The organism is Cellvibrio sp. (assembly GCF_039207905.1).
GTDB lineage: Bacteria > Pseudomonadota > Gammaproteobacteria > Pseudomonadales > Cellvibrionaceae > Cellvibrio.
The window spans coordinates 50880-70335 of record NZ_JBCECX010000024.1 but is presented as its reverse complement, the minus strand read 5'-3'; the positions used below and the strand labels follow the sequence as shown (position 1 = coordinate 70335).

The following is a 19456-nucleotide window of genomic DNA, read 5'->3' as shown; positions in this document are numbered from 1 at the left end:
CGATACGGCTGTACCACCACCAGCAGGTGCAATCACCGGCATTTTTTTGCCAGTTTCTTCTACCGCTGCACGCACCACGCGATCAACTTCTTTTTGCGTGAGCGAGAAAAATTCTCCGGTGCCACCAGCTGCAAACATTGCAGCTGCTTCATGGCTAAATAACCAATTAAGGTTATCGCGGTATGCGGTTTCATCGAATGAATGATCGCTGGCTTTAAAGTGAGTTACCGGAAAAGAAAGTAAACCACTACCAACTATTTGTGCGAATTCTTTGGGAGTATAACGGGACACGGATCAGCTCTCCTGTACTGGGAATTTGATGAAAGTTTTACACCGCAACCTATACACGTAAAGCTTAATTAATGACTGAGTTAATACTGTTTTTGTATTGATGGAGAGAAAAATAATGAAGCCAATAACAATGAAAAGCGCGAAAACAGGGCAATAATAATGCGGCGATAAAATTCAATTTATCGCCGCCTAAAAATTGATAAATATTGCACTAATGCATCAGGTCACTGGAGCGGGATTGAACAATACCAGTGCATTGTGCAGCTTCCATTGTTCAGCCCAGGTTTTTTTACCGCTCGCAACATCCAGCATTAATTGGAACACTTCCCAACCCATTTCCTCGATAGTTTTTTCGCCATCGGCAATGCGGCCAGCGTTAACATCCATTAAGTCGTGCCAGCGGCGCGCAAGATCAGAACGCGTTGCCACTTTAATTACCGGACACTCCGCCAAACCATAAGGTGTGCCGCGACCGGTGGTGAAAATATGCAAATTCATTCCCGCCGCTAATTGCAAAGTGCCGCAAATAAAATCACTTGCCGGTGTGGAGTTGTACACCAAACCATGGGGAATATTTTTATCGCGCAAGCGCTCACCCGGTGATAACACGCCAACAATCGGCGATGATCCAGATTTGACAATCGAGCCCATGGCTTTTTCAACAATATTCGACAAGCCGCCTTTTTTATTGCCCGGTGTAGTATTCGCACTGCGATCAACCATACCTGCAGCAAGATAATTGTCGTACCACTCCATCTCTTTAATAATTGCGTTGGCAATTTCTGGCGTAGCGGCGCGCGAGGTTAATTGATCAACACCATCGCGCACTTCGGTATTTTCAGAAAACATTACCGTCGCACCAGCGCGCACTAGTAAATCGGCTGCAAAACCCAAGGCTGGATTAGCGGTGATACCGGAAAATGCATCGCTGCCGCCACATTGCATACCCACTACCAATTCCGATGCAGGACAGGCTTCACGCGTACGTTTATTCAAGCGCGTTAAATGCACTTCGGCTTGCTGCATAATCGAATCGATCATGCTCATAAAGCCGACGTTTTCTTCATCTTGTAGACACAATACTTGAGGGCCATCAACAACGGTGGCGGGAATAGAACCCGGCGGCATCAAACGAGTAGGTTGTAATTTTTCACAACCCAAACTCACCACCATAATTTCGCCACCAAAGTTGGGGTTGAGTGCAATATTTCTCACAGTGCGAATTGGGATAGGCGCGGTAGGTGCATCGATTGCAACGCCGCAACCATAGGTGTGCGCCAAACCAATTACGCCATCGACATTAGGATACTTCGGCAATAACTCTTCGCGAATGCGTTTAACCGCAAAATCCACTACACCTGCAACACACTGCACGGTTTGGCTGATGGCTAAAATATTGCGCGTACCGACACTACCATCGGCATTGCGATAACCTTGAAAAGTAAAATTTGTTAGCGGCTCGCCAATTGCGCCTGGCTGGGTTGCAAGTGGTAAATTTTCCAAGCCCAAGGCATCGGGCATGATCAAACTGTTTTCACTTACCCAGCTGCCCGCGGCTATATCTTCTTTTGCATAACCGATAGCGACGTTGTAGCGAATAACAGCTTCGCCCTTGTTAATTTTTTGCAATGCAACTTTGTGTGCTTGCGGAATATTTTCGATCAGCGTCACGCCTGCTGAAATATCGGTTCCTGCAGGTAATCCACCATCGGTCACGACAACTGCCACGTTATCGGCCAAATGCATTTTAATAACCGGTTGCGACATGTTAAAACCTCAAAAAATTATTGCGCGAGTGGGTCCCGAATCGATTTTGTTAAGGTGATTCGCTTTATTTCGCCCACTACAAATAGATAACTGATAATGGCGACCGCTGCATGTGCTCCGACATAAGCAAGCGCACCTTCAAATGAGCCAGTTGATTGCACTATGTAGCCAATCACAATCGGCGTTACGATTCCGGCGGTATTGCCAAAGGTATTAAATAAACCGCCGGATAATCCGCCCGCCTCTTTGGGGGAAGTGTCTGCAACCACTGCCCAACCCAATGCACCTACGCCTTTACCAAAATACGCGAGCGACATAATTGCGATCACCAACATATCTGTCTCCACATAATTGCACGCAATCATGGTGGTAGACATCAACATTCCGATCACAATCGGCAACTTGCGCGCAAAGGTTAACGAGTAACCTTTTTTCGTCAAACGATCAGACAGCCAACCGCCAGAAACGCCGCCGAGAAAACCGGCAATGGCAGGTAATGAAGCTACAAAACCCGCCTGCAAAATGCTCATGCCGCGCTCTTGCACTAAATAAATCGGAAACCAGGTCAGGAAAAAATAGGTGAGCGAGTTAATACAATACTGACCGATATAAACACCCAACAACATGCGCGATGACAGCATTTCTTTAATACACGCAAAGGTATTTACCGCGCAGGCCTGGCCTTTGTTTTGGGTGCGATCCAAATCCACCAGCGCACCACCTTGCTCGATATATTCCAATTCAGCTTTATTGATCGATGGATGCTCTTTGGGCGAATAAATAGTTTTCAGCCAAATAAATGCCAGCACAATCCCAAGCGCGCCCATCACAAAGAAAATAGCTTGCCAGCCAAAATCGTGAACAATCCAACCCATTAATGGTGCAAAAGCAACGGTGGAAAAATATTGCGCCGAATTAAAAATCGATGCCGCTAGTCCGCGTTCATGTGTAGGAAACCAAGCAGAGGTAATACGACTGTTGCCCGGAAATGCGGGAGCCTCTGCTGCACCCACCAATAACCGCAGCGCGATCAATAAAATAAATGCCGCACCGCCGGTAACAAACCCGACAAAACCTTGCAATAAAGTAAAAGTAGACCACAAAAAAATACTGCAACAATAAGTAATCTTCGAACCGAAACGATCAAGCAACCAGCCACCGGGAATTTGCGCTAATACATAACTCCAGGCAAATGCGGAAAAGATATAACCCATCTCCACCGGCGAAAGCCCAAGGTCTTTTGCAATCGCAGGGCCAGCAATAGAAATAGTGGCGCGGTCGGCGTAGTTGATCGTCGTGGCGATAAACAACATGGCCAAAATTCCCCATCGTGTCCGTGATGCGACTAACGCGTTGACGACAGGGCTGGTTGCAGATGCATTGGCCATCGGGTTTACCTCTCCACAAATCCGGTTCTTATTGTTAAATTTTTTGGGTCGAGCACTAACATGTAAATTTCATTCTGCGAGCTTATTGTTTCCAAATCAAACCATTCAATAAATGAACCAATCCAATTTGGGTATTGATGTGCTTATCCCGCTAATTCTGCTGCGTTTGTAGCGACACCATTTCCACCCAGCCGGGATTTATTCCTGTTACTTGTCGATTGAGTGCCTGCAGTTCCCCCGTATCAGGATGAATTCCATATAGCGTCATGCTGTGGGATTTTTGCCCAACAGCCGCCAGAAAACGCCCATCGGGGGAGATCGCAAATGCACGCGGTTGCTGCTCCGTATCCCACTGGCCAATCGGGGCGAGGCGGCCATCGGTTTTATTGATTTTAAATCCGCTCAAACTGCTGCTATTGCGTTCAGATGCGTAGAGAAAATCTCCTTTAGGGGTAATGTGAATATCGGCCGCCCAGGGTTTTTGTTGCGCATCTGCCTGCAGCAAACCGTGACTTTCCAGAAGTGTTGTTGCTCCGGTTTTTGTATCGCGCTTGAGCACATGTAAATTTGCACTCAGCTCGTCGAGTAAATACACAAATTGTTCATCCGCAGAAAATACAAAATGGCGCGGGCCAGAACCGGCAGGCAATACGGCCGCAACCTCACTTGCTGGTTTCAATATATTTTTTGAAGAATGCTTGTGTGCGGGTTTATAACGGAAGTAATCCAGACGGTTGTCGCCGAGGACAGATACATACACAAATTGATTATCGGTGGTGGGAGTAATTTGGTGTGGATGGGCACCGGTATTAATTATCTGCGCAGCCTTACTTGGCAGCCCATTTTTATCCAGCGTTTGCACACTGATTTTATTACCACTATAGGATGCAGAAAATAAATAACGCCCGCGCGAATCAATCGCAATATTGGCCATATTATCGACTAATGGCGCAGATGATTTTTCGCTCAATGTTCCGATGGCGGGATCAATCGCCAACACCAGTACACGATAGGGTTCAGAGCGAATAGCAGCATACAAGCGCTGCTTATCTGGTGAGAGTGCCATCGGCATGATGGCACCACCAACAGGAAAGGTTTGTAGTAATTTTGTTTTCTGGTTCACCTCATCCAGCTGGAAAACAGAAATATCCTGTGAATCTGTGTTAGCCACATAAATAATTGTTGCCGCATTACACCAAACCCCTGTCATGCCCATTACGAGCAATATCAGGGGCTGAATCCAAAACCTTAACAGATTAAAGGCAGGCATAGTGGCGGCAATCAATCATTCAAAATAGGCTGACATTTTTTGCCCGTTAATTTCCAGATTGGTGAAGGTCACATTTTTCAGGTTTTTAAAATCCATAAACTGGTTGGATGATTTCACCTGAATATTATTAAACAGTACATTTTGCAATGGCTGAGCTTCCGGTGCATGGCCGATAAAGAAGGTGTCTACTTTATTGGCGGTAATATTCTCAAACACTATGTCGCTGTATTTGGATGGAAAATTACCGCCCAGATAACCGGCCACGTAACTCAAATCGAACCAGAATAAATATTTCGCTTCATCGATTTTAGTATTGCGGATGCGCACATGCTCAACGCTGCCGCCGCGATCAAGGTTGGCTTTTAGACGAAATACCGAGGTGCCTTTTAAATAGGTGTTATCGGTAAAATAAACATTTTTAATGCCGCCCGACATTTCACTACCCAAACCTATACCGTCTTCACCGTCGAGAATATTATTTCTCACTACTACGTTTTCACTGGGGCGGCCAATTTTTCTACCGTCCAGATCGCGGCCAGATTTAATAACGATGGAATCATCACCGGTGCGAAAATGGTTATTTTCAATCACCACCCAACGGCCGGAATCCACATCGATACCATCGTTGTTAGAGAACATGCTATCTACATTAACATTGCGCATTTGCGCATGATCGGTATACACCAAATGATTTACCCAGAACGGCGAATTAGTTGCGGTATAACCATCGAGCAATACACGCTTGGCATTAACAATCTGGATTAATGGCGGGCGCAAAAAATGCCCCTCGGCAAACTGGCGCTTTTCTAATGCGACACCATCAAAACCCATTTGCCGCAGTGCAGCAATATCCGGCGCTTGTTGTTTGGGCCAGGAATGGAATTCACTCTGTGCGTTACCATCAATAGTGCCCGCACCGGTAATCGCTACATCAGTGACATTGTTGGCGTAAACCATCGGTGAGTAGCCGTAAATTTCCGTACCTTCCCAGCGGGTAAATACTGCAGGCAGATAATCTTTTACTTGCGGGCCAAATGATAAAGTCGCACCTTCGGACACATGTAAATCAATAAAGCTCTGCAAATGGATAGGACCATTGGATAACCACTTACCTGCGGGAATCACTACACGTCCGCCGCCCGCTTTAACTGCAGCATTAATCGCATTCATAATTGCCGGGCGTGAATCGCTGTTTGAATTCGCCTTTGCACCAAAATCAGTGATAACAAATTTCTTATCCGGAATTTTTGGTGACTCCACTTTCTTGAGGATAACATCCATTTGCTTCCAATCGGATTGTTTATAGAAAGTGGTTTTTGCTTGCGCAAAAGACAGCACCGACAGCAGCATCAGAATAATAAATAAAATCGACTGAGTAACATTCTTAATCATTTTGGTTCTCTCTCTTTTTTATCGCGCTTTTATGTTATTGCGCGTTTATTTGAATTCTGAAATTTCCACACCCGCCATAATAAATGGCCCGACACCATGGGGATCGTCGGTGCGTATAGCTTCACTGACGTAGTATTCAAAGGTGCCGGTGCGGTAGGGTTCGTTACCCAAACCAGCACTGCCACAGGTATTGATTAGGTGTAGACGACCCAGGGCATCGGTTTCCGTGTGTCGCGCCACCAAACTGTTGAAAATATCTGTGGCGATAGTTTTATATTTTTCCGGTAAGTATTTTTTGTTGTATCCCTTGGCAAAGGCGTAGGCAAACATAGCACTGCCAGAGGTTTCCAGATAATTGCCATAGCGATTACCTTGATCCGTCACCTGATACCACAGCTTGCTGTCATCCTGCACTTTCAACAGGGCTTCGGCCAGCTGGTTTAACAATCTAATTAATTCTTTACGCTTGGGATGATTTTGTGGAAAGTAATCGAGCGTATCCACCAATGCCATGGCATACCAACCCATGGAGCGTGACCAGAAGTGTGGCGATAAGCCAGTCTCTTTATTTGCCCAGCGCTGCAAGTGGCTTTCGTCCCAGGCGTGATAAAGCAGACCGGTTTTTTTATCGATAGTTTTGCTTTCGATTAACAGAAATTGTTGCGCAATATCGTCAAATGAGGCTTTTGATTCTTTGTGCTCCTGTGCAAATTGTGCGTAGTAAGGTGCGCCCATATACAGGCCGTCCAGCCACATTTGCCAAGGATAAATATTTTTGTGCCAGAAGCCGCCCGCGCTGGTGCGCGGTTGCCACTGCAATTGCTCGCGCAGTGATTTCATTGCAGTCAAATAACGCTCATCTTTGTATTTTTGATGCAATAAAAATAACAACTTGCCGGGGTTGATCGAATCAATATTGAAATCGGCAGGATTGTAGCCGTGTATCTTTCCATTTTTATCGATTAACTGGTCAACAAAGGTTTTTCCATAAGCAAGATATTTTTCGTCGCCGGTTTTTAAATAGAGTTTTTGAAATCCATACAGCACCAATGAATAGGGATAACCCCACTCAGGCCCGGTCAACTGCTTGAACTCGCGCATGGTCCAGGCTTCGGGGTGTTGCTGCATAATGGAATCGGCCATTGCCGACGTCCATTCAAGCGAAGTCTTTTCGGTTTGTGCAACGCTGGCGATGCTAGTTAATAACGCAGATAAAAAACCCAGTACTACTATCAACTTTTTCATGGCAACTGCTTTCCGTTATTTAAAAAAAAGCCACCGACTTGCACCGATGGCTGAGCAGTGACTTCGGCTAGGAAGTCAGGAGTTAGAAGCTTGCTCTGATGCCGAGGGTGATTTCACGGCCAGTATTATTGATCTCACGTACCAGATTCAAATCGCCACCTGCCGCTTCCGGACCAGTAGTGAAAAGTCTTTCATCTTCCTCAGTCAGGTTAATTACTTCCAAACTGACTTTGATGTTTTCGGTGATGTTGTAGAAACCCGACAAATCGATACGGGTTGGACCGGTAGTGTTTTCTGAATAGTTTCTGTCGCTACCGGGAATCGCCGTTACGTAATCGTCACGACCATTTACCACCACACGTGCGCCGTAACTTTCACGCTCAAAATAGAAACCGTAGTTGTAGCTATTTTCAGACAGACCAACCAGTGGACCTTTCACACCATTAGCGTAAGTTAATTCGGAATCTACGTAGGTGAAGTTAGCAAAGGCACCAAAACCTTCAACGGGTAAAAAGGTAAATGGTTGTTGATAAGAAATTTCATAACCATTTAATTTTGCACCCTCACCATTCAGCGGCGTGCTGATATTCCACTCGCTATTGATGTTCGCACCGGCATTTGGATCATAAGCTGCAGAGTTTGGATCGGTTTGTGGATAAGCGGTTGCAATAATCGCTTTCAACTCTGGCGAAAGGGTGCCTGGGACTACGTTGTTAATAATGAAACTGTCGATATTCTTGTGGAATAAAGTCAAACCGAGAACAGCTTCATCCGCAAAATACCACTCGAAACCAAGATCAAACGCATCGGCAATAATTGGATCAAGGCCTGGGTTGCCCACAGTAATATTGGCGTTGATTGGTGTAGCGTTAACGGTAGCCGTCATGCTCGACAAACCAGGGCGAGACAAGTTTCTGTTGGCGCTAAAGCGAATGACGAAATCATCGACCACTTCCAGAGTGGCGTTCGCTGATGGTAACCACTCTGCATAATCACTTTTACGAGTGGATGCCACATTGCCCGCAACACCAACAGATTCAACTTCGGTTTCAACATAACGCAAACCGGCGTTGATCATCAGTGGCATACCTGCGACTTCCATATTGCGATTGTATTCAGTGTAAATACCGGTGGTATTTTCTGTTACATCGAATGTGGTTGGGTCATTTGGATTCAGGGTAAATGAGCCAGCATTGTAAGCCGCTTTGGTCGCCGCAAAATCATTGATAACAAAATTCGTCGGGAAGCCCGCAGGTGGATTAATTGCACTGCCATAACCTTTGGTGACCGCTGACAATGTAGTGGTCAAACCAGTGGATGCTGCGGTAATCGGCAAAATAGTTGCGGTGCCTGAGCCGGTAGCAACACGTGCTACTGGATCAGTCAGCGTGCCTGCAGAAGGGTCGTGACGCTCGGAATTAATATTGCGCTCGTTCCAAACCAAACCAGTTTTAAGGCTGGACTCGTCATTTATTTCCCAGGTTAAATCAGAACGAAAAGTATCATTCTCACGCTCAACCACATCTTTACGGATGGTGGGTGTGGTGAAGTGATAATTCAACGGATTGGTAATGTCAAAACCGTAGGCCATTTCTGCTATGTCGCCGTTGTTACGGAAGTCATAGGAGAAATAAGTTGGGCTCAAACCGTTAATAGATTGACGTCTCGGTGCAGCAGGATTGGTGTAAGTTGCCGCTAGTGCATCAAGGTTAAAGCGGTATTGTTCTTCATCGTAAACAACCGAAGAATTACCAAACATCACATCCAGCTTCAAACTATCAGTCAGTTCAAATTTGCTGGAGAGTACCACTTGTTCAAAATCAGTAGTGCTGAATTGACCACGGCTTTCTACACGTGGAGTCACACCGGTAAATTCACCGGCAACTGCAACACGTCCTGCATCATCTAACACGATATGGGTCGGGGTAATGCTGTTAAATGAGTTACGGAATTGTGCAAAGAAATTGTAAGAGGTTACATCAGTTTCCAGCGAGGACTTCAAATAATCAAGCGTAAATTCCATGCGATCTGACGGACGAAATTGGAAAGAGCCGGTGATGCCGGTACGCTCCTGATCGGTATTAAATGAATCCATACGTGGCAAACGTGGATACAACATAAAATCCAGTTTTTCGTTTGCTAATTTCGTTGCGCTGGCAGTAGTATCGGGATAATTTGCCAACGGATTAGGTGTGCCTTCAATATTGACTGTTGAATCGTTGCCCACAAAACTTTGGTTAGAGTTATCCAGTGGAGAAATCCAACGCACAGTACCAAAACCTTCTTGACGGATATTGCGCTCGGATTGTGCAAAGCTAAGTAGCACACCAAATTTATCGTCGTTAAAAGTATTGCTTACTAACGCAAATACACGCGGATCATTTTCATCGGTTAAATTCTCAATCGCCATATTGCCGCTGGCAATCGCATGAAAACCGGGATTATCAAATGGCTTGGCAGAATACAGCTCTACGGTAGAGGCAAGACCACCTTCTTCCAGTGAGCCTTTTGCAGATTTGTTGATAAGAATTTTATTAAATAATTCAGAGGCAAATACGTTGAAGTCAAATGCACGGCCGCGGTTAACGCCACCGGAAGAATCGAGACCGCCGGTACTGGAAGGCACTTCCATACCATTCAGGGTTGTCGCGGAAAAACTTGGGCCGAGGCCGCGTACGGTAATGTTGCGACCTTCGCCACCTTCACGGGTAATTGCAACGCCGGATACACGCTGCAAGGATTCAGCAAGATTCAGGTCAGGCATTTTGCCCATATCTTCGGCGACAATTGCATCGATATTGTTGGCCGCGCCGCGCTTGGCATTCAGCGCATTCGCCATACTGGCACGAATCCCCGTCACCATCACTTCTTCAACGGCGCTATCGGTTTCCGCAGCAGGTGTGGCAGATTCTTGTGCGTAACTGGTGACTGGCAATACAGCAGCTGCCATAGCCAATACGAGTGGACTAACAGTAAATTTTTTCATCGAAAGCTCTCCTCATTATTATTACGTATCGCGATACCCCGCAAACTTTCATGAGTGTAGATGAGAGTTTGCGCTGTGCACTTAACTTAAATTTCGAAATAGTTTGTGGTCTTTACGAAATCTGTTTTTTTAAAAATCATCAGCTTTTTATTGGTATTAATTTGATATTTTTTTGGTTACGCACTGCCGATAACGTATCTTTCTTATAACAACTTTATTTTTAATTTATAAATAATTTAAGGTTTGTCGCTTTCTGAAAATTTTATTGTTAGCACGAATTAGGTGGCTGATCCTGGCGGTTAAAAAAACCTGTGCTTCACTCGGAAGCACAGGGAAATCCGCTATCAGCATTTAAACAAGAACAAAAATGGACAATACCGTCACGACTCGCACCCGTCCTGAAATGCACATCACTGATCCAGCACCGGGAGAGCCGACAGACCCGCTTCGCAAATCTGTTAAATTGATTCTGCGAGCTATTCATTCACAAATCAAACCAATTGGTATCTAAACCAATATAATTTGTGTATCAAAACAAAAGCAGGATGATGCGATTTAATTGCGGAATTGCGGTAACACTTCTTGCAAAAGTGTTACCAGTGCGGGGTTGTGATTATCTTTGCGATAGCTGTAAACCATCTCCACTGGCCGAGCAGGATTGGTGATTAGCTTGCGCAACAACAATCCTTCAAAGTGAAGACCGGTAGCGGATTTGGGAATTAACGCTACACCGATGCCCGACTGAACCAGCGCCAACATGGTGTGGATTTGAGCCACGTACTCAACAATCTGCGGCAAAATTTCTTCTTGTTGAAAACAATTGGAGAGCAAGTCGTGAAAATAACGCGCCTCATAAGGTGAATACATAAGGAAGGGTTTTTCATCGAGGTTGGCGAGCGTCGGTTCTTCTGGCCACAAATCGGCGTCCTGTTTTGGAATCGCCAGATAGAGCTCTTCGCTGCCCAACAATGTGGTTTCCAATTCGCCGTCATGGCTGTGCGGGCGCACGAGTCCAATATCCAGCGTATTTGAGTGCAAGGCTTCCAGTTGGGCGCCGGTTACCAGCTCTTTGAGTGTGAGGGATACATCCGGTGCTCGCTCGCGTAACAAGCGCACAATCTCCGGTAATAGCTTGTAGCCAAATGACGCCGTAAAACCGATGGACAGCGAACCCTTTTCACCTTTGGCATTGCGCCTTGCAGTAGCGGCGGCCTCTTCTGACAAGCGCAGGATTCTTGCGGCATCCGGAAAAAATGCTTTGCCCGCCGCCGTCAGGCGCACAGTGCGGCTGGTGCGCTCCAATAGCGCGGTACCTACATGATGTTCGAGTAAACGGATCTGCCTGCTCAACGGTGGCTGGGTCATATTTAACCGCTCAGCGGCGCGACTGAAATGCAACTCTTCTGCGACTGCAACAAAACACCGCAATTGGCTAAGCTCGAACATCGATTCACCATCCGTATCAATTATTAGAAATTAATTCCTCATTGATATTAGATGTTCTGACGAAACACGCAAGAAGCGTCACCGTAAAATTGCACTCATGTAAATGCAATCAGGGTTGGTGTTTTATCCAGAAAATAAAAAAGGAGGCAAATGCCTCCTTTTTTATAAACAGCTTTAACTGAGTTAAATCGAAAAATTTAATGCATCAAAAAATTATTTCTTGATACCTTCAACTTCCAATTCCAATTTAACAGATTGTGACGCTGGGCCCAGATCCATTTTTACGTTGAAGTCTTTCAGGTTGATGGTGGTTTCACCTGAGAAGCCTGCGCGGTAGCCTCCCCATGGGTCTTTACCCTCGCCTACTTTGTCCACTTCGATGGTGATGCTTTTGGTTACGCCATTGAAAGTGAAGTCACCGATGATGTCGAATTCATCTTTATCATCGACAACAATTTTTTTGCTCACGAAGGTTGCTTTAGGAAATTTCTCTACGTTCAGGAAATCAGCACTGCGCAAATGCTTGTCGCGCTCAGCGTGGTTGGAGTTTACGCTGGTGGTATCGATAGTGACGTTAACGGTGCTTGCTTCTGGCTTGGCTGGGTCGTAGCTGAATTCACCAGAGAAAGTATCGAAGCGGCCAGTCAATACGCTGTAGCCCAAATGTTTGATCGAGAAGTTGATCGACGCATGCGCACCTTTGGTGTCGATCACATAATTATCAGCCATAGCTGGCAAACTCATAATGCCAATGCTGCTAACAGCCAGAGCGAGAAAAGATTTTTTTAACATGAATAAACTCCTTTGAGATACATCATTGTTGTTGATACTGCTGTTGAATGGATACTGCGATTAATAAATAAATTCGTTTTTGGATTTACAGAAAATCGGTTTTCTTTACTGGCTTGATCATGCGCACCAATGTGCGGTCACGCAGAATAAAATGATGTAAAAGGGCGCCCGCCGCGTGTAACACGACCAGTATGACAATCCCCCACGCTAAATATTCGTGCAGCGTGCCAGCGAGATCGACATTTTGTGAACTTAATTCTGTTAGTACCGGAAATTTAATCAGGTTGAACATACTCGCGGGCTGACCTTCCGCAGTGGTAATTAAATAACCCGTTGCCAACACAATAAAAATAAATGCGTAGAGACCTAGCTTGACCAGTTTTGCAGCAAGATTTTGTACGCGTTTGTCTGCAAGATCGACAGGTGTTGGATTAATAATGCGCCACACTATTCGCACCAACATGATTAACAACACAACTAAACCTAGGCTTACATGCAACTCCGGGCCTTTGTGATACCAATCGTCGTAGTAACTCAGGCCGGTCATATAGATGCCCAAACCAAACAGGAAAAGAATCAAGACAGCACTGACCCAATGAATAACGATGGCGATCAAACCATAGCCGTTGCGGGAATCCTTTAACATGTCTTGCCTCTTACAAATCTTGTTGGAGTTATGTTGTTAACACGGTGAAACGAAGATAACAGTAATGCGAATAAATTACAGTATCACGAGAGTCTAGCGCGCTTGCCGTGATCTGGCTGGCGCGGTGAAGTAAAGAAAAGTTTAATGCAATAAATTATTATTTTTCAGTACGTTAGCAAACACATTTGAGCGTAGCTGGGTATTAAGTGTCATCTAACCTATCGAATTTCTCGTTCTTTATCATTCAAATTCCGGTGATATTAAACAAGATTTTGCGGGCTTTTTAATACTGGACGCTTGCGCCCCTGCTCATCAATTGCAACATAGACATATTCGCCTTGCGTCACCTGGCTGATTTGATGGGTGAGGAAATCTTTAATCCAGACTTCAACTTTCACACGGATAGACGTATTTCCAATGCGCAAAGTGCTGGTGTAGCAACTGATGATTGCCCCCACAGGTACTGGCCGCATAAATACCATACTGCCTACGGCCACAGTCGTAACACGCCCCTGTGCAACTTCGTTTGCATGGATAGCACCGGCGATATCCATCTGCGCCATCACCCAACCACCAAAAATATCGCCGAAGGGATTGGTGTCGGCAGGCATAGTGATAGTTTGCAGAGCGATGGTGCCAGTGGGAGTTGCATTGAAAATTTGCATAGGCAGATCCTGATAACGCGAGAGGCTTTGAGTATAGCGCGACAGAACCGATAAGCCACACTCACCGAAACGCTTGGCAGCAGCTAAAAAAAATCCCGCACAAGTTGCCTTGTGCGGGATTTATTAACACGAAATCTATTACTGCAATTTACCTAACTTGCCTTTCGCCGCTTCACCAATTTCGCCACCACCTTCAGCAGCTTGTTGATAATACTTGGCAGCTTGCGCGCGATTACCTTTTGCGGATGACACTTCACCTAAATAGTAAGCGGCAATCTGGGTTGGCAAATAGCGCTGACTGGTGAGCAAATCTTTTTCGGCCAGATCATTTTTCTTTAACTGGTTGTAGGCGATACCGCGGAATACATAAGGTTTGAAATATCCCGGGTTGGCTTGGATAGCGCGATCCAATGCAGTGACGGCTTCATTGGTTTTATCCTGCTGCAAAAACAGCTGGCCTTTCATTTCCCAAAACAAATTTTCTTTGGGTTGCTGGGCGATGGATTGGTCAACATAAGCCATGGCGTCGATGTATTTTTTCTCGCCCGCGAGCTTTTGTGCTTTCTGGTAATTTTCGTAAGCTTTTTTATCTTTGGTCAGCTGGGCAATGGCTTTTTGATAAGCCTCTTTATTGCGTACGCCACCGGGATATTTCGTTGCATGCTGGCGATTTTTTGCAACACGCTCTTGTGATGGCGGGTGGCTGGCGAACAGGCCTTCGATGAAACCGGTATTGCGCCCTTCCGACAATTTCACAAAAATTTCCTGCAGTTCAACAGCGGCTTGTGCGTCGTAACCGGCTTTGGCCATGTATTTCATGCCCACTTCGTCCGATTCCAATTCATCGTTGCGGCCGTATTTGGCTTGCCAAGCTTGCGAACCCACTGCCAGCGCACCCGCGCCCAAAGCACCGTACTCAGGGCTTTTCTCAGCCACGGCAATACCGGCGAGCAATACGCCTGCACCCATCAAAATATTGCGGGTTTGCTGTTGTGCGCCGTGGCGGGCAGCGGCGTGGACAATTTCATGGCCGATTACCGCGGCGAGTTGCGCTTCATCTTCCAGATAAATTAACAGGCCGCGGTTAAACGCGAGTTTGCCACCAGGCATAGCCCAGGCATTGGGGACATCATTGTTAAGTACGACAAATTCGTATGGCAGGTCAGGGCGATCACTCACCGCTGCCAGCTTTTTACCCACGCGCTGCACATAAGCAGTGAGCCCCGGATCAACTGTGTATTGACCACCTTGCGATTGTTGCGCGGGAACATAATTTTGCGCACCGGCGGCAACTTCCTGCTCGGGCGACATAACGGACAACTGGGATTTGCCGGTAACCGGATTAACCACACAGCCGGTCAGGGGCAGGGCAAAAATGCCCAGGGCAAGAATAAGTGAAAGGCTCTTCATAGTAGGACTCCTTGTTGCAGAGGTGCGTATAATGCCACAACTTTTACCAGATACAGTTTTAACCCAAGGTGAATCCCTCCCTATGAAATCCCTGCAAGTGATTGAACTCTTTGCCGGCGTCGGCGCCGATGGCAAGCCGATTGTCGAGCAACTTCATGTGCGCGAGTTGGAAGACGGCAACTTCCAATTGGTGCAATCGCCCGCGTTTGCCAAAGGCCTCGCCAGTGGCGATGTGGTCAAAATGCTACCGCAGACCCGCGAGTTTGATCTCGTCCAGCGCAGCGGCAATTTAAGCGTGCGCGTATTTAGCCGTGGCGACATCCAACCGCTGGCCGATGCGCTCACTGCCGAGCTGGAAAAACTGGGCGGTGAATTGGATCGCGAGACGCCGCGCATGCTGGTTTATTCTATCCACGTCAGCTGCGGATTCAGTGCGATTGAAAACATACTCAACGAGTTTGTCGGCCGCGATGGCCAAAGCGCCTGGATGTACGGCAACGTCTACGACCCGGCCGATGGCGAAACCCCACTCAACTGGTGGCTGGATCTGCTCAAGCCCGAATAATCTCCCCCTTATTGCCCGGTATCGCCCTGACTTATGTTGCATTTGATTTCGCCTGCCAAGACCCTGGATTTTGAAACTCCACCAAAAACCGCCGAATTTACCCAGCCGCAATTCCTTGAGCACTCGCAGGAGCTGATCAAGGATCTGCGCCAGCTCACCCCGCCGCAGGTATCCAAGCTGATGTCGATCAGCGAAAAACTCGGTGAGCTGAATGCGCAGCGCTTCCTTGAGTGGCAAGTGCCTTTCACACCACACAACGCCAAGCAGGCGGTGCTCGCCTTTAAAGGTGATGTCTACACCGGTATGGAAGCCGAGACATTTTCCAAGGCCAATTTCACCTTTGCGCAACAGCATTTGCGCATACTTTCGGGTTTATACGGCTTGCTGCGCCCGCTCGATCTCATCCAGCCTTACCGCTTGGAGATGGGCACCAGCTTTGCCAATGCGCGCGGCAAAAACCTGTATCACTTTTGGGGCGACATCATCACCAACGAGCTTAATAAAGAGTTGGATGCACAGAAAGAGCGGGTAATCGTGAACCTCGCATCCACCGAATACTGGGGCGCGGTCAATACCAAAAAACTGGCTGCCGAGGTGATCACGCCGGTATTCAAGGACTTCAAAAACGGCAAATACAAGATCATCAGCTTCTTCGCCAAAAAGGCGCGCGGCATGATGAGCGCCTACATCATCCACAACAAGATCAAGAAAGTAGAGGCCATCAAAGGCTTTGATACGGCAGGCTACCGCTACGATGAAGCCTCATCCTCACCCAAAGAATGGGTGTTTTTGCGCGATGAGATCTAAGGGGAACGTAGGTGCAGCACTCAGGTGATGCACCCGAACGGATGCACTACTTTTGCCGCTTTAACACGGCTACTAGGCCAGATGGTGCGCCCATAGAAGTATTCGGGCAAACGCTCACCAATTCCCAGCCTTCACGCCCATAGGCATCGAGCTGTTGGTTGAATGCTTCTACATCTATGGCGCCTGAAAAGAAGCTGCGTTTTTTAAATGAAAGTGTCTTGTATTCCCAGCGCATTATTCATCCTCCGGTGATTGCTGTTCACTGTCAATTTGTTCAAGGTCAGTGACGACCTTCTGGATTAATTTCACCCGCCCGCTTTTGACCAGGGCATCGCGCAATACAAATTCGATTTGTGCATTGAGGCTGCGCAAATCGTCATCTGCCCAGCGTTGCATGGCAGCAATGACCTGTTCATTGATGCGCAGTGGAAACGATTTTTTAGTCACGCGTTACCCCCTTCATCATGAGTAAAGGGTGCCTGTGTTGATCACCGGTTTAGCCTGTTGGTCGCCGCACAGCACTATCAATAAGTTGCTCACCATCGCTGCTTTGCGCTCGCCATCCAATTCCACCACACCCTGCACTTTTAATTGATCCAGCGCATCCGCCACCATGCCCACCGCACCTTGCACAATAATTTTGCGCGCTGCGAGCACTGCACTCGCCTGCTGCCGTTGCAACATGGCTTGCGCAATTTCAGGAGAATAGGCCAAGTGGCTCAAGCGAGCTTCCAGCACATCAACGCCGGCTTTTTGCAGGCGATCTTGCACTTCGCTCTTTAATTTCAGCGCAATAGCATTGGAATCACTGCGCAGCGACAGACGTTCATCTTCAGTATCGTGTTCGTAAGGGTAGCTGGTCGCCAAATTGCGCAATGCTGCTTCGCTTTGGATGGTGACGTAGTTTTCGTAATCATCCACCTCAAATACCGCTTCAGCAGTGTCCACCACGCGCCATACAACCACTGCTGCGATCTCAATCGGGTTGCCATTGGAATCGTTCACTTTCAGGCGGCCGGATTCAAAATTGCGCACGCGCAAACTGACCGATTTTTTGCTGTAGAGCGGATTTGCCCAGCGCAGGCCGTTATTGCGATCTGTACCGGCATAGCGGCCAAACAGCTGTAACACTTTTCCTTGATTGGGATGCACCATGTAAAACCCGAACCAACAGATGAACACCACTACTGCCATTAATGCGGCGAATATCTTGAATAGGCCTGGCAGGAATACCACTCCACCCGCGGACAACAATTGCAGTCCCAATAACACCGTTAACAGTACATAGCCTGAACCGCTGCGCGCTTCAATTTCATGAACCATGATTTTCTCCTTTGAGTTAATCGACCTGATAAATTGATATCATTTAGATATCAATTTAATGCCATATTTTTCTAAAGTAAAGTTACTTTGGAAAAGAAACGACCGGCGTAGAAATTCATCTATGAATTTTTTGATTAAAGGATTGTGCTGCGTTTGGATAAGCAAATGAATTATAAGAAAATGTTGTTAGCGTATATTAAAAATATAGCAAAAAACTATATAAAGATAATTTTGGCGCGTAAAATGATCTTAGCAAGCCGTTGCAAATGGAGGCTTCGCTCCCTAAAGTTTTGCGGTTGTTCAATTCGCTGGATTATTAGAAAGGATAGGAAACCGCCCGATGAACCTCAGCCATGCGTATCTTGATCGCATTATTGCCCGCTTATCGCAGGTGGCAGAGGTGTCCTATCGCCGGATTTTTAACGGCGCCGGGATTTATTATCGCGGTGTGCAATTTGCGATTGTGGTGAATGAGCGGCTTTATTTCCGCGCCGATGAACATTCCCGCCCGCTCTACCTGCAAAAAGGTATGGCTGCGTTCCAACCGCGCGTTGCGGTGAACATCGAATCCTGCTTTTTCCAACTCCCCGATGAAGTGCTCGACCAGCCAGCCGAACTGAAACACTGGTTGCGCATCGCGATCGAGGCCGCGCAAACCGGCGACTTCACCGACGATGAAACCACGCTCGACACCCCGATCCGCCATTTTCAGGCCCGCGCTTCTTAACATCCCCCCGTTTAACAATCGCCTCCTGATTGTCGCCATCTACTACTCATCAGCTTAGGTATTTCTACCTGCACCAGTTGCGCGCAAATTCTCTAAAGCTGGGCTAATCTTATCGGATAAATGTTTGAGGGACTGCCTATGGGCATTCGTATTCTCGTGGTGGACGATGCCACTTTCATTCGCGACATGATCAAGAAACAACTGCGCGATAAAATTCCCGGTGTTGAAATTATCGATGCCCCCGACGGCGCGCGCGCGCTGGCACAACTGAAAAACCAATCGGTCGACCTGATCCTCTCTGACTGGGAAATGCCCAACGTGAGCGGTGCGGAATTGTTAACCACCGTTCGCGCAATGCCATCGGCGGGTACTGTGCCGTTCATTATGATTTCCAGTCGCGGCGACCGTAATCACATCATTAAAGCGATTGAGCTGGGTGTGTCCGACTATTTAACCAAACCCTTTTCCGCCGACGAATTGCTCAAGAAAGTATTCAAGCAATTAAAGTTGGTCGGCAAAACGCCAGCTCACGCTGCGCGCGCAGCAACTACCCAAGGTATCGCCTTTGCTTCGGTTGATGTATTAACTGGAGGCGGCGGACAAGCCGCTGCTGCCCCTAAAGCAGTGAATCCCTTTGCCAATGACAGCGCGGGCGTGCTCGGTGCAAAACCGGCCGTCAAAGCAGTAGTCGCACCTAAAACCGCGAAAGGCAAAGCGCAATTACGCTTCGCTAACA

At 47.0% G+C, this 19456-nt stretch carries 20 protein-coding genes; 5 read left to right on the top strand and 15 right to left on the bottom strand.

Features of this window, described 5'->3' with window-relative positions:
* The 7 genes from AAGC78_RS14965 to AAGC78_RS14935 form a co-directional block, all read right to left on the bottom strand.
* The coding region (locus AAGC78_RS14965) for a dihydrodipicolinate synthase family protein (protein WP_435784900.1) at window positions 1-291 on the bottom strand (291 nt) is incomplete at its 3' end.
* Window positions 292-510: 219 nt separating this feature from the next.
* Complete coding sequence (gene garD, locus AAGC78_RS14960; RefSeq protein ID WP_435784899.1) at window positions 511-2058, bottom strand: galactarate dehydratase; 1548 nt, start codon at window positions 2056-2058, stop codon at window positions 511-513.
* A 17-nt stretch (window positions 2059-2075) separates the two neighbouring features.
* Complete coding sequence (locus tag AAGC78_RS14955) at window positions 2076-3446, bottom strand: MFS transporter (protein ID WP_435784898.1); 1371 nt, start codon at window positions 3444-3446, stop codon at window positions 2076-2078.
* Window positions 3447-3597: 151 nt separating this feature from the next.
* The gene (locus tag AAGC78_RS14950) at window positions 3598-4656 is read right to left on the bottom strand and encodes a lactonase family protein (protein ID WP_435784897.1); all 1059 of its coding nucleotides are present in this window, start codon (window positions 4654-4656) and stop codon (window positions 3598-3600) included.
* Window positions 4657-4731: 75 nt separating this feature from the next.
* Entirely contained in the window at window positions 4732-6108 is a 1377-nt protein-coding gene (locus tag AAGC78_RS14945) for a glycoside hydrolase family 28 protein (RefSeq protein WP_435784896.1), read from the bottom strand.
* Window positions 6109-6153: 45 nt separating this feature from the next.
* Window positions 6154-7353 carry a glycoside hydrolase family 88/105 protein gene (locus AAGC78_RS14940; protein ID WP_435784895.1) on the bottom strand — a complete coding sequence of 400 codons (1200 nt, stop codon included), beginning with the start codon at window positions 7351-7353 and terminating at the stop codon, window positions 6154-6156.
* A gap of 82 nt (window positions 7354-7435) precedes the next feature.
* Complete coding sequence (locus AAGC78_RS14935) at window positions 7436-10339, bottom strand: TonB-dependent receptor (RefSeq protein ID WP_435784894.1); 2904 nt, start codon at window positions 10337-10339, stop codon at window positions 7436-7438.
* Window positions 10340-10706: 367 nt separating this feature from the next.
* Here AAGC78_RS14935 and AAGC78_RS14930 point away from each other — a divergent pair, with 367 nt between their 5' ends.
* Window positions 10707-10850 (top strand): hypothetical protein, encoded by a 144-nt coding sequence (locus tag AAGC78_RS14930; protein ID WP_435784893.1) that lies wholly within the window; start codon window positions 10707-10709, stop codon window positions 10848-10850.
* A 44-nt stretch (window positions 10851-10894) separates the two neighbouring features.
* Here AAGC78_RS14930 and AAGC78_RS14925 read toward each other — a convergent pair whose 3' ends face one another.
* The 5 genes from AAGC78_RS14925 to AAGC78_RS14905 all read right to left on the bottom strand — a co-directional run bounded on the left by AAGC78_RS14925 (window position 10895) and on the right by AAGC78_RS14905 (window position 15298).
* Entirely contained in the window at window positions 10895-11785 is an 891-nt protein-coding gene (locus AAGC78_RS14925; RefSeq protein ID WP_435784892.1) for a LysR substrate-binding domain-containing protein, read from the bottom strand.
* 213 nt (window positions 11786-11998) lie between these two features.
* Complete coding sequence (locus AAGC78_RS14920; protein ID WP_435784891.1) at window positions 11999-12577, bottom strand: YceI family protein; 579 nt, start codon at window positions 12575-12577, stop codon at window positions 11999-12001.
* A gap of 85 nt (window positions 12578-12662) precedes the next feature.
* On the bottom strand, window positions 12663-13223 hold the full coding sequence (locus AAGC78_RS14915; RefSeq protein WP_435784890.1) for a cytochrome b: 561 nt from the start codon (window positions 13221-13223) through the stop codon (window positions 12663-12665).
* Between the two features lie 260 nt (window positions 13224-13483).
* A complete protein-coding gene (locus AAGC78_RS14910; protein ID WP_435784889.1) occupies window positions 13484-13888 on the bottom strand; it encodes an acyl-CoA thioesterase in 405 nt (134 codons plus the stop codon).
* 138 nt (window positions 13889-14026) lie between these two features.
* A complete protein-coding gene (locus AAGC78_RS14905) occupies window positions 14027-15298 on the bottom strand; it encodes a M48 family metalloprotease (protein WP_435784888.1) in 1272 nt (423 codons plus the stop codon).
* A gap of 31 nt (window positions 15299-15329) precedes the next feature.
* Here AAGC78_RS14905 and AAGC78_RS14900 point away from each other — a divergent pair, with 31 nt between their 5' ends.
* Window positions 15330-15863 (top strand): DUF4265 domain-containing protein, encoded by a 534-nt coding sequence (locus AAGC78_RS14900; RefSeq protein ID WP_435784887.1) that lies wholly within the window; start codon window positions 15330-15332, stop codon window positions 15861-15863.
* A gap of 33 nt (window positions 15864-15896) precedes the next feature.
* Window positions 15897-16670, top strand: coding sequence for a peroxide stress protein YaaA (yaaA, locus tag AAGC78_RS14895; protein WP_435784886.1), 774 nt, complete (start codon window positions 15897-15899; stop codon window positions 16668-16670).
* A gap of 46 nt (window positions 16671-16716) precedes the next feature.
* Here the strand turns inward: yaaA and AAGC78_RS14890 are convergent, their stop codons facing one another.
* Genes AAGC78_RS14890 through AAGC78_RS14880 form a run of 3 tightly spaced genes read right to left on the bottom strand, consistent with a single transcriptional unit; the run spans window position 16717 to window position 17993 of the window.
* Window positions 16717-16905, bottom strand: a complete 189-nt coding sequence (locus tag AAGC78_RS14890; RefSeq protein WP_435784885.1) for a DUF4177 domain-containing protein — start codon at window positions 16903-16905, stop codon at window positions 16717-16719.
* A complete protein-coding gene (locus AAGC78_RS14885; RefSeq protein WP_435784884.1) occupies window positions 16905-17117 on the bottom strand; it encodes a hypothetical protein in 213 nt (70 codons plus the stop codon). Before AAGC78_RS14885 ends, AAGC78_RS14890 begins: the two co-directional genes overlap by 1 nt.
* Before the next feature lie 15 nt (window positions 17118-17132).
* On the bottom strand, window positions 17133-17993 hold the full coding sequence (locus tag AAGC78_RS14880; protein WP_435784883.1) for an SPFH domain-containing protein: 861 nt from the start codon (window positions 17991-17993) through the stop codon (window positions 17133-17135).
* Between the two features lie 340 nt (window positions 17994-18333).
* On the opposite strand from AAGC78_RS14880, the gene AAGC78_RS14875 reads away from it, so the two are divergent.
* Window positions 18334-18720, top strand: a complete 387-nt coding sequence (locus AAGC78_RS14875; protein ID WP_435784882.1) for a TfoX/Sxy family protein — start codon at window positions 18334-18336, stop codon at window positions 18718-18720.
* A 138-nt stretch (window positions 18721-18858) separates the two neighbouring features.
* A partial coding sequence (locus AAGC78_RS14870) for a response regulator (protein WP_435784881.1) occupies window positions 18859-19456 on the top strand: 598 nt, incomplete at its 3' end.

What these genes read in the sequence shown, in the direction of transcription:
- AAGC78_RS14875 (WP_435784882.1), top strand. Translation starts at nt 18,334, where the DNA reads ATGAACCTCAGCCATGCGTATCTTGATCGCATTATTGCCCGCTTATCG.
- AAGC78_RS14925 (WP_435784892.1), bottom strand. Translation starts at nt 11,785, where the DNA reads ATGTTCGAGCTTAGCCAATTGCGGTGTTTTGTTGCAGTCGCAGAAGAG.
- AAGC78_RS14905 (WP_435784888.1), bottom strand. Translation starts at nt 15,298, where the DNA reads ATGAAGAGCCTTTCACTTATTCTTGCCCTGGGCATTTTTGCCCTGCCC.
- yaaA (WP_435784886.1), top strand. Translation starts at nt 15,897, where the DNA reads ATGTTGCATTTGATTTCGCCTGCCAAGACCCTGGATTTTGAAACTCCA.
- AAGC78_RS14945 (WP_435784896.1), bottom strand. Translation starts at nt 6,108, where the DNA reads ATGATTAAGAATGTTACTCAGTCGATTTTATTTATTATTCTGATGCTG.
- AAGC78_RS14900 (WP_435784887.1), top strand. Translation starts at nt 15,330, where the DNA reads ATGCCACAACTTTTACCAGATACAGTTTTAACCCAAGGTGAATCCCTC.
- AAGC78_RS14930 (WP_435784893.1), top strand. Translation starts at nt 10,707, where the DNA reads ATGGACAATACCGTCACGACTCGCACCCGTCCTGAAATGCACATCACT.
- AAGC78_RS14920 (WP_435784891.1), bottom strand. Translation starts at nt 12,577, where the DNA reads ATGTTAAAAAAATCTTTTCTCGCTCTGGCTGTTAGCAGCATTGGCATT.
- AAGC78_RS14940 (WP_435784895.1), bottom strand. Translation starts at nt 7,353, where the DNA reads ATGAAAAAGTTGATAGTAGTACTGGGTTTTTTATCTGCGTTATTAACT.
- AAGC78_RS14935 (WP_435784894.1), bottom strand. Translation starts at nt 10,339, where the DNA reads ATGAAAAAATTTACTGTTAGTCCACTCGTATTGGCTATGGCAGCTGCT.
- AAGC78_RS14915 (WP_435784890.1), bottom strand. Translation starts at nt 13,223, where the DNA reads ATGTTAAAGGATTCCCGCAACGGCTATGGTTTGATCGCCATCGTTATT.
- AAGC78_RS14890 (WP_435784885.1), bottom strand. Translation starts at nt 16,905, where the DNA reads ATGCGCTGGGAATACAAGACACTTTCATTTAAAAAACGCAGCTTCTTT.
- AAGC78_RS14910 (WP_435784889.1), bottom strand. Translation starts at nt 13,888, where the DNA reads ATGCAAATTTTCAATGCAACTCCCACTGGCACCATCGCTCTGCAAACT.
- AAGC78_RS14955 (WP_435784898.1), bottom strand. Translation starts at nt 3,446, where the DNA reads ATGGCCAATGCATCTGCAACCAGCCCTGTCGTCAACGCGTTAGTCGCA.
- AAGC78_RS14880 (WP_435784883.1), bottom strand. Translation starts at nt 17,993, where the DNA reads ATGGTTCATGAAATTGAAGCGCGCAGCGGTTCAGGCTATGTACTGTTA.
- AAGC78_RS14950 (WP_435784897.1), bottom strand. Translation starts at nt 4,656, where the DNA reads ATGACAGGGGTTTGGTGTAATGCGGCAACAATTATTTATGTGGCTAAC.
- garD (WP_435784899.1), bottom strand. Translation starts at nt 2,058, where the DNA reads ATGTCGCAACCGGTTATTAAAATGCATTTGGCCGATAACGTGGCAGTT.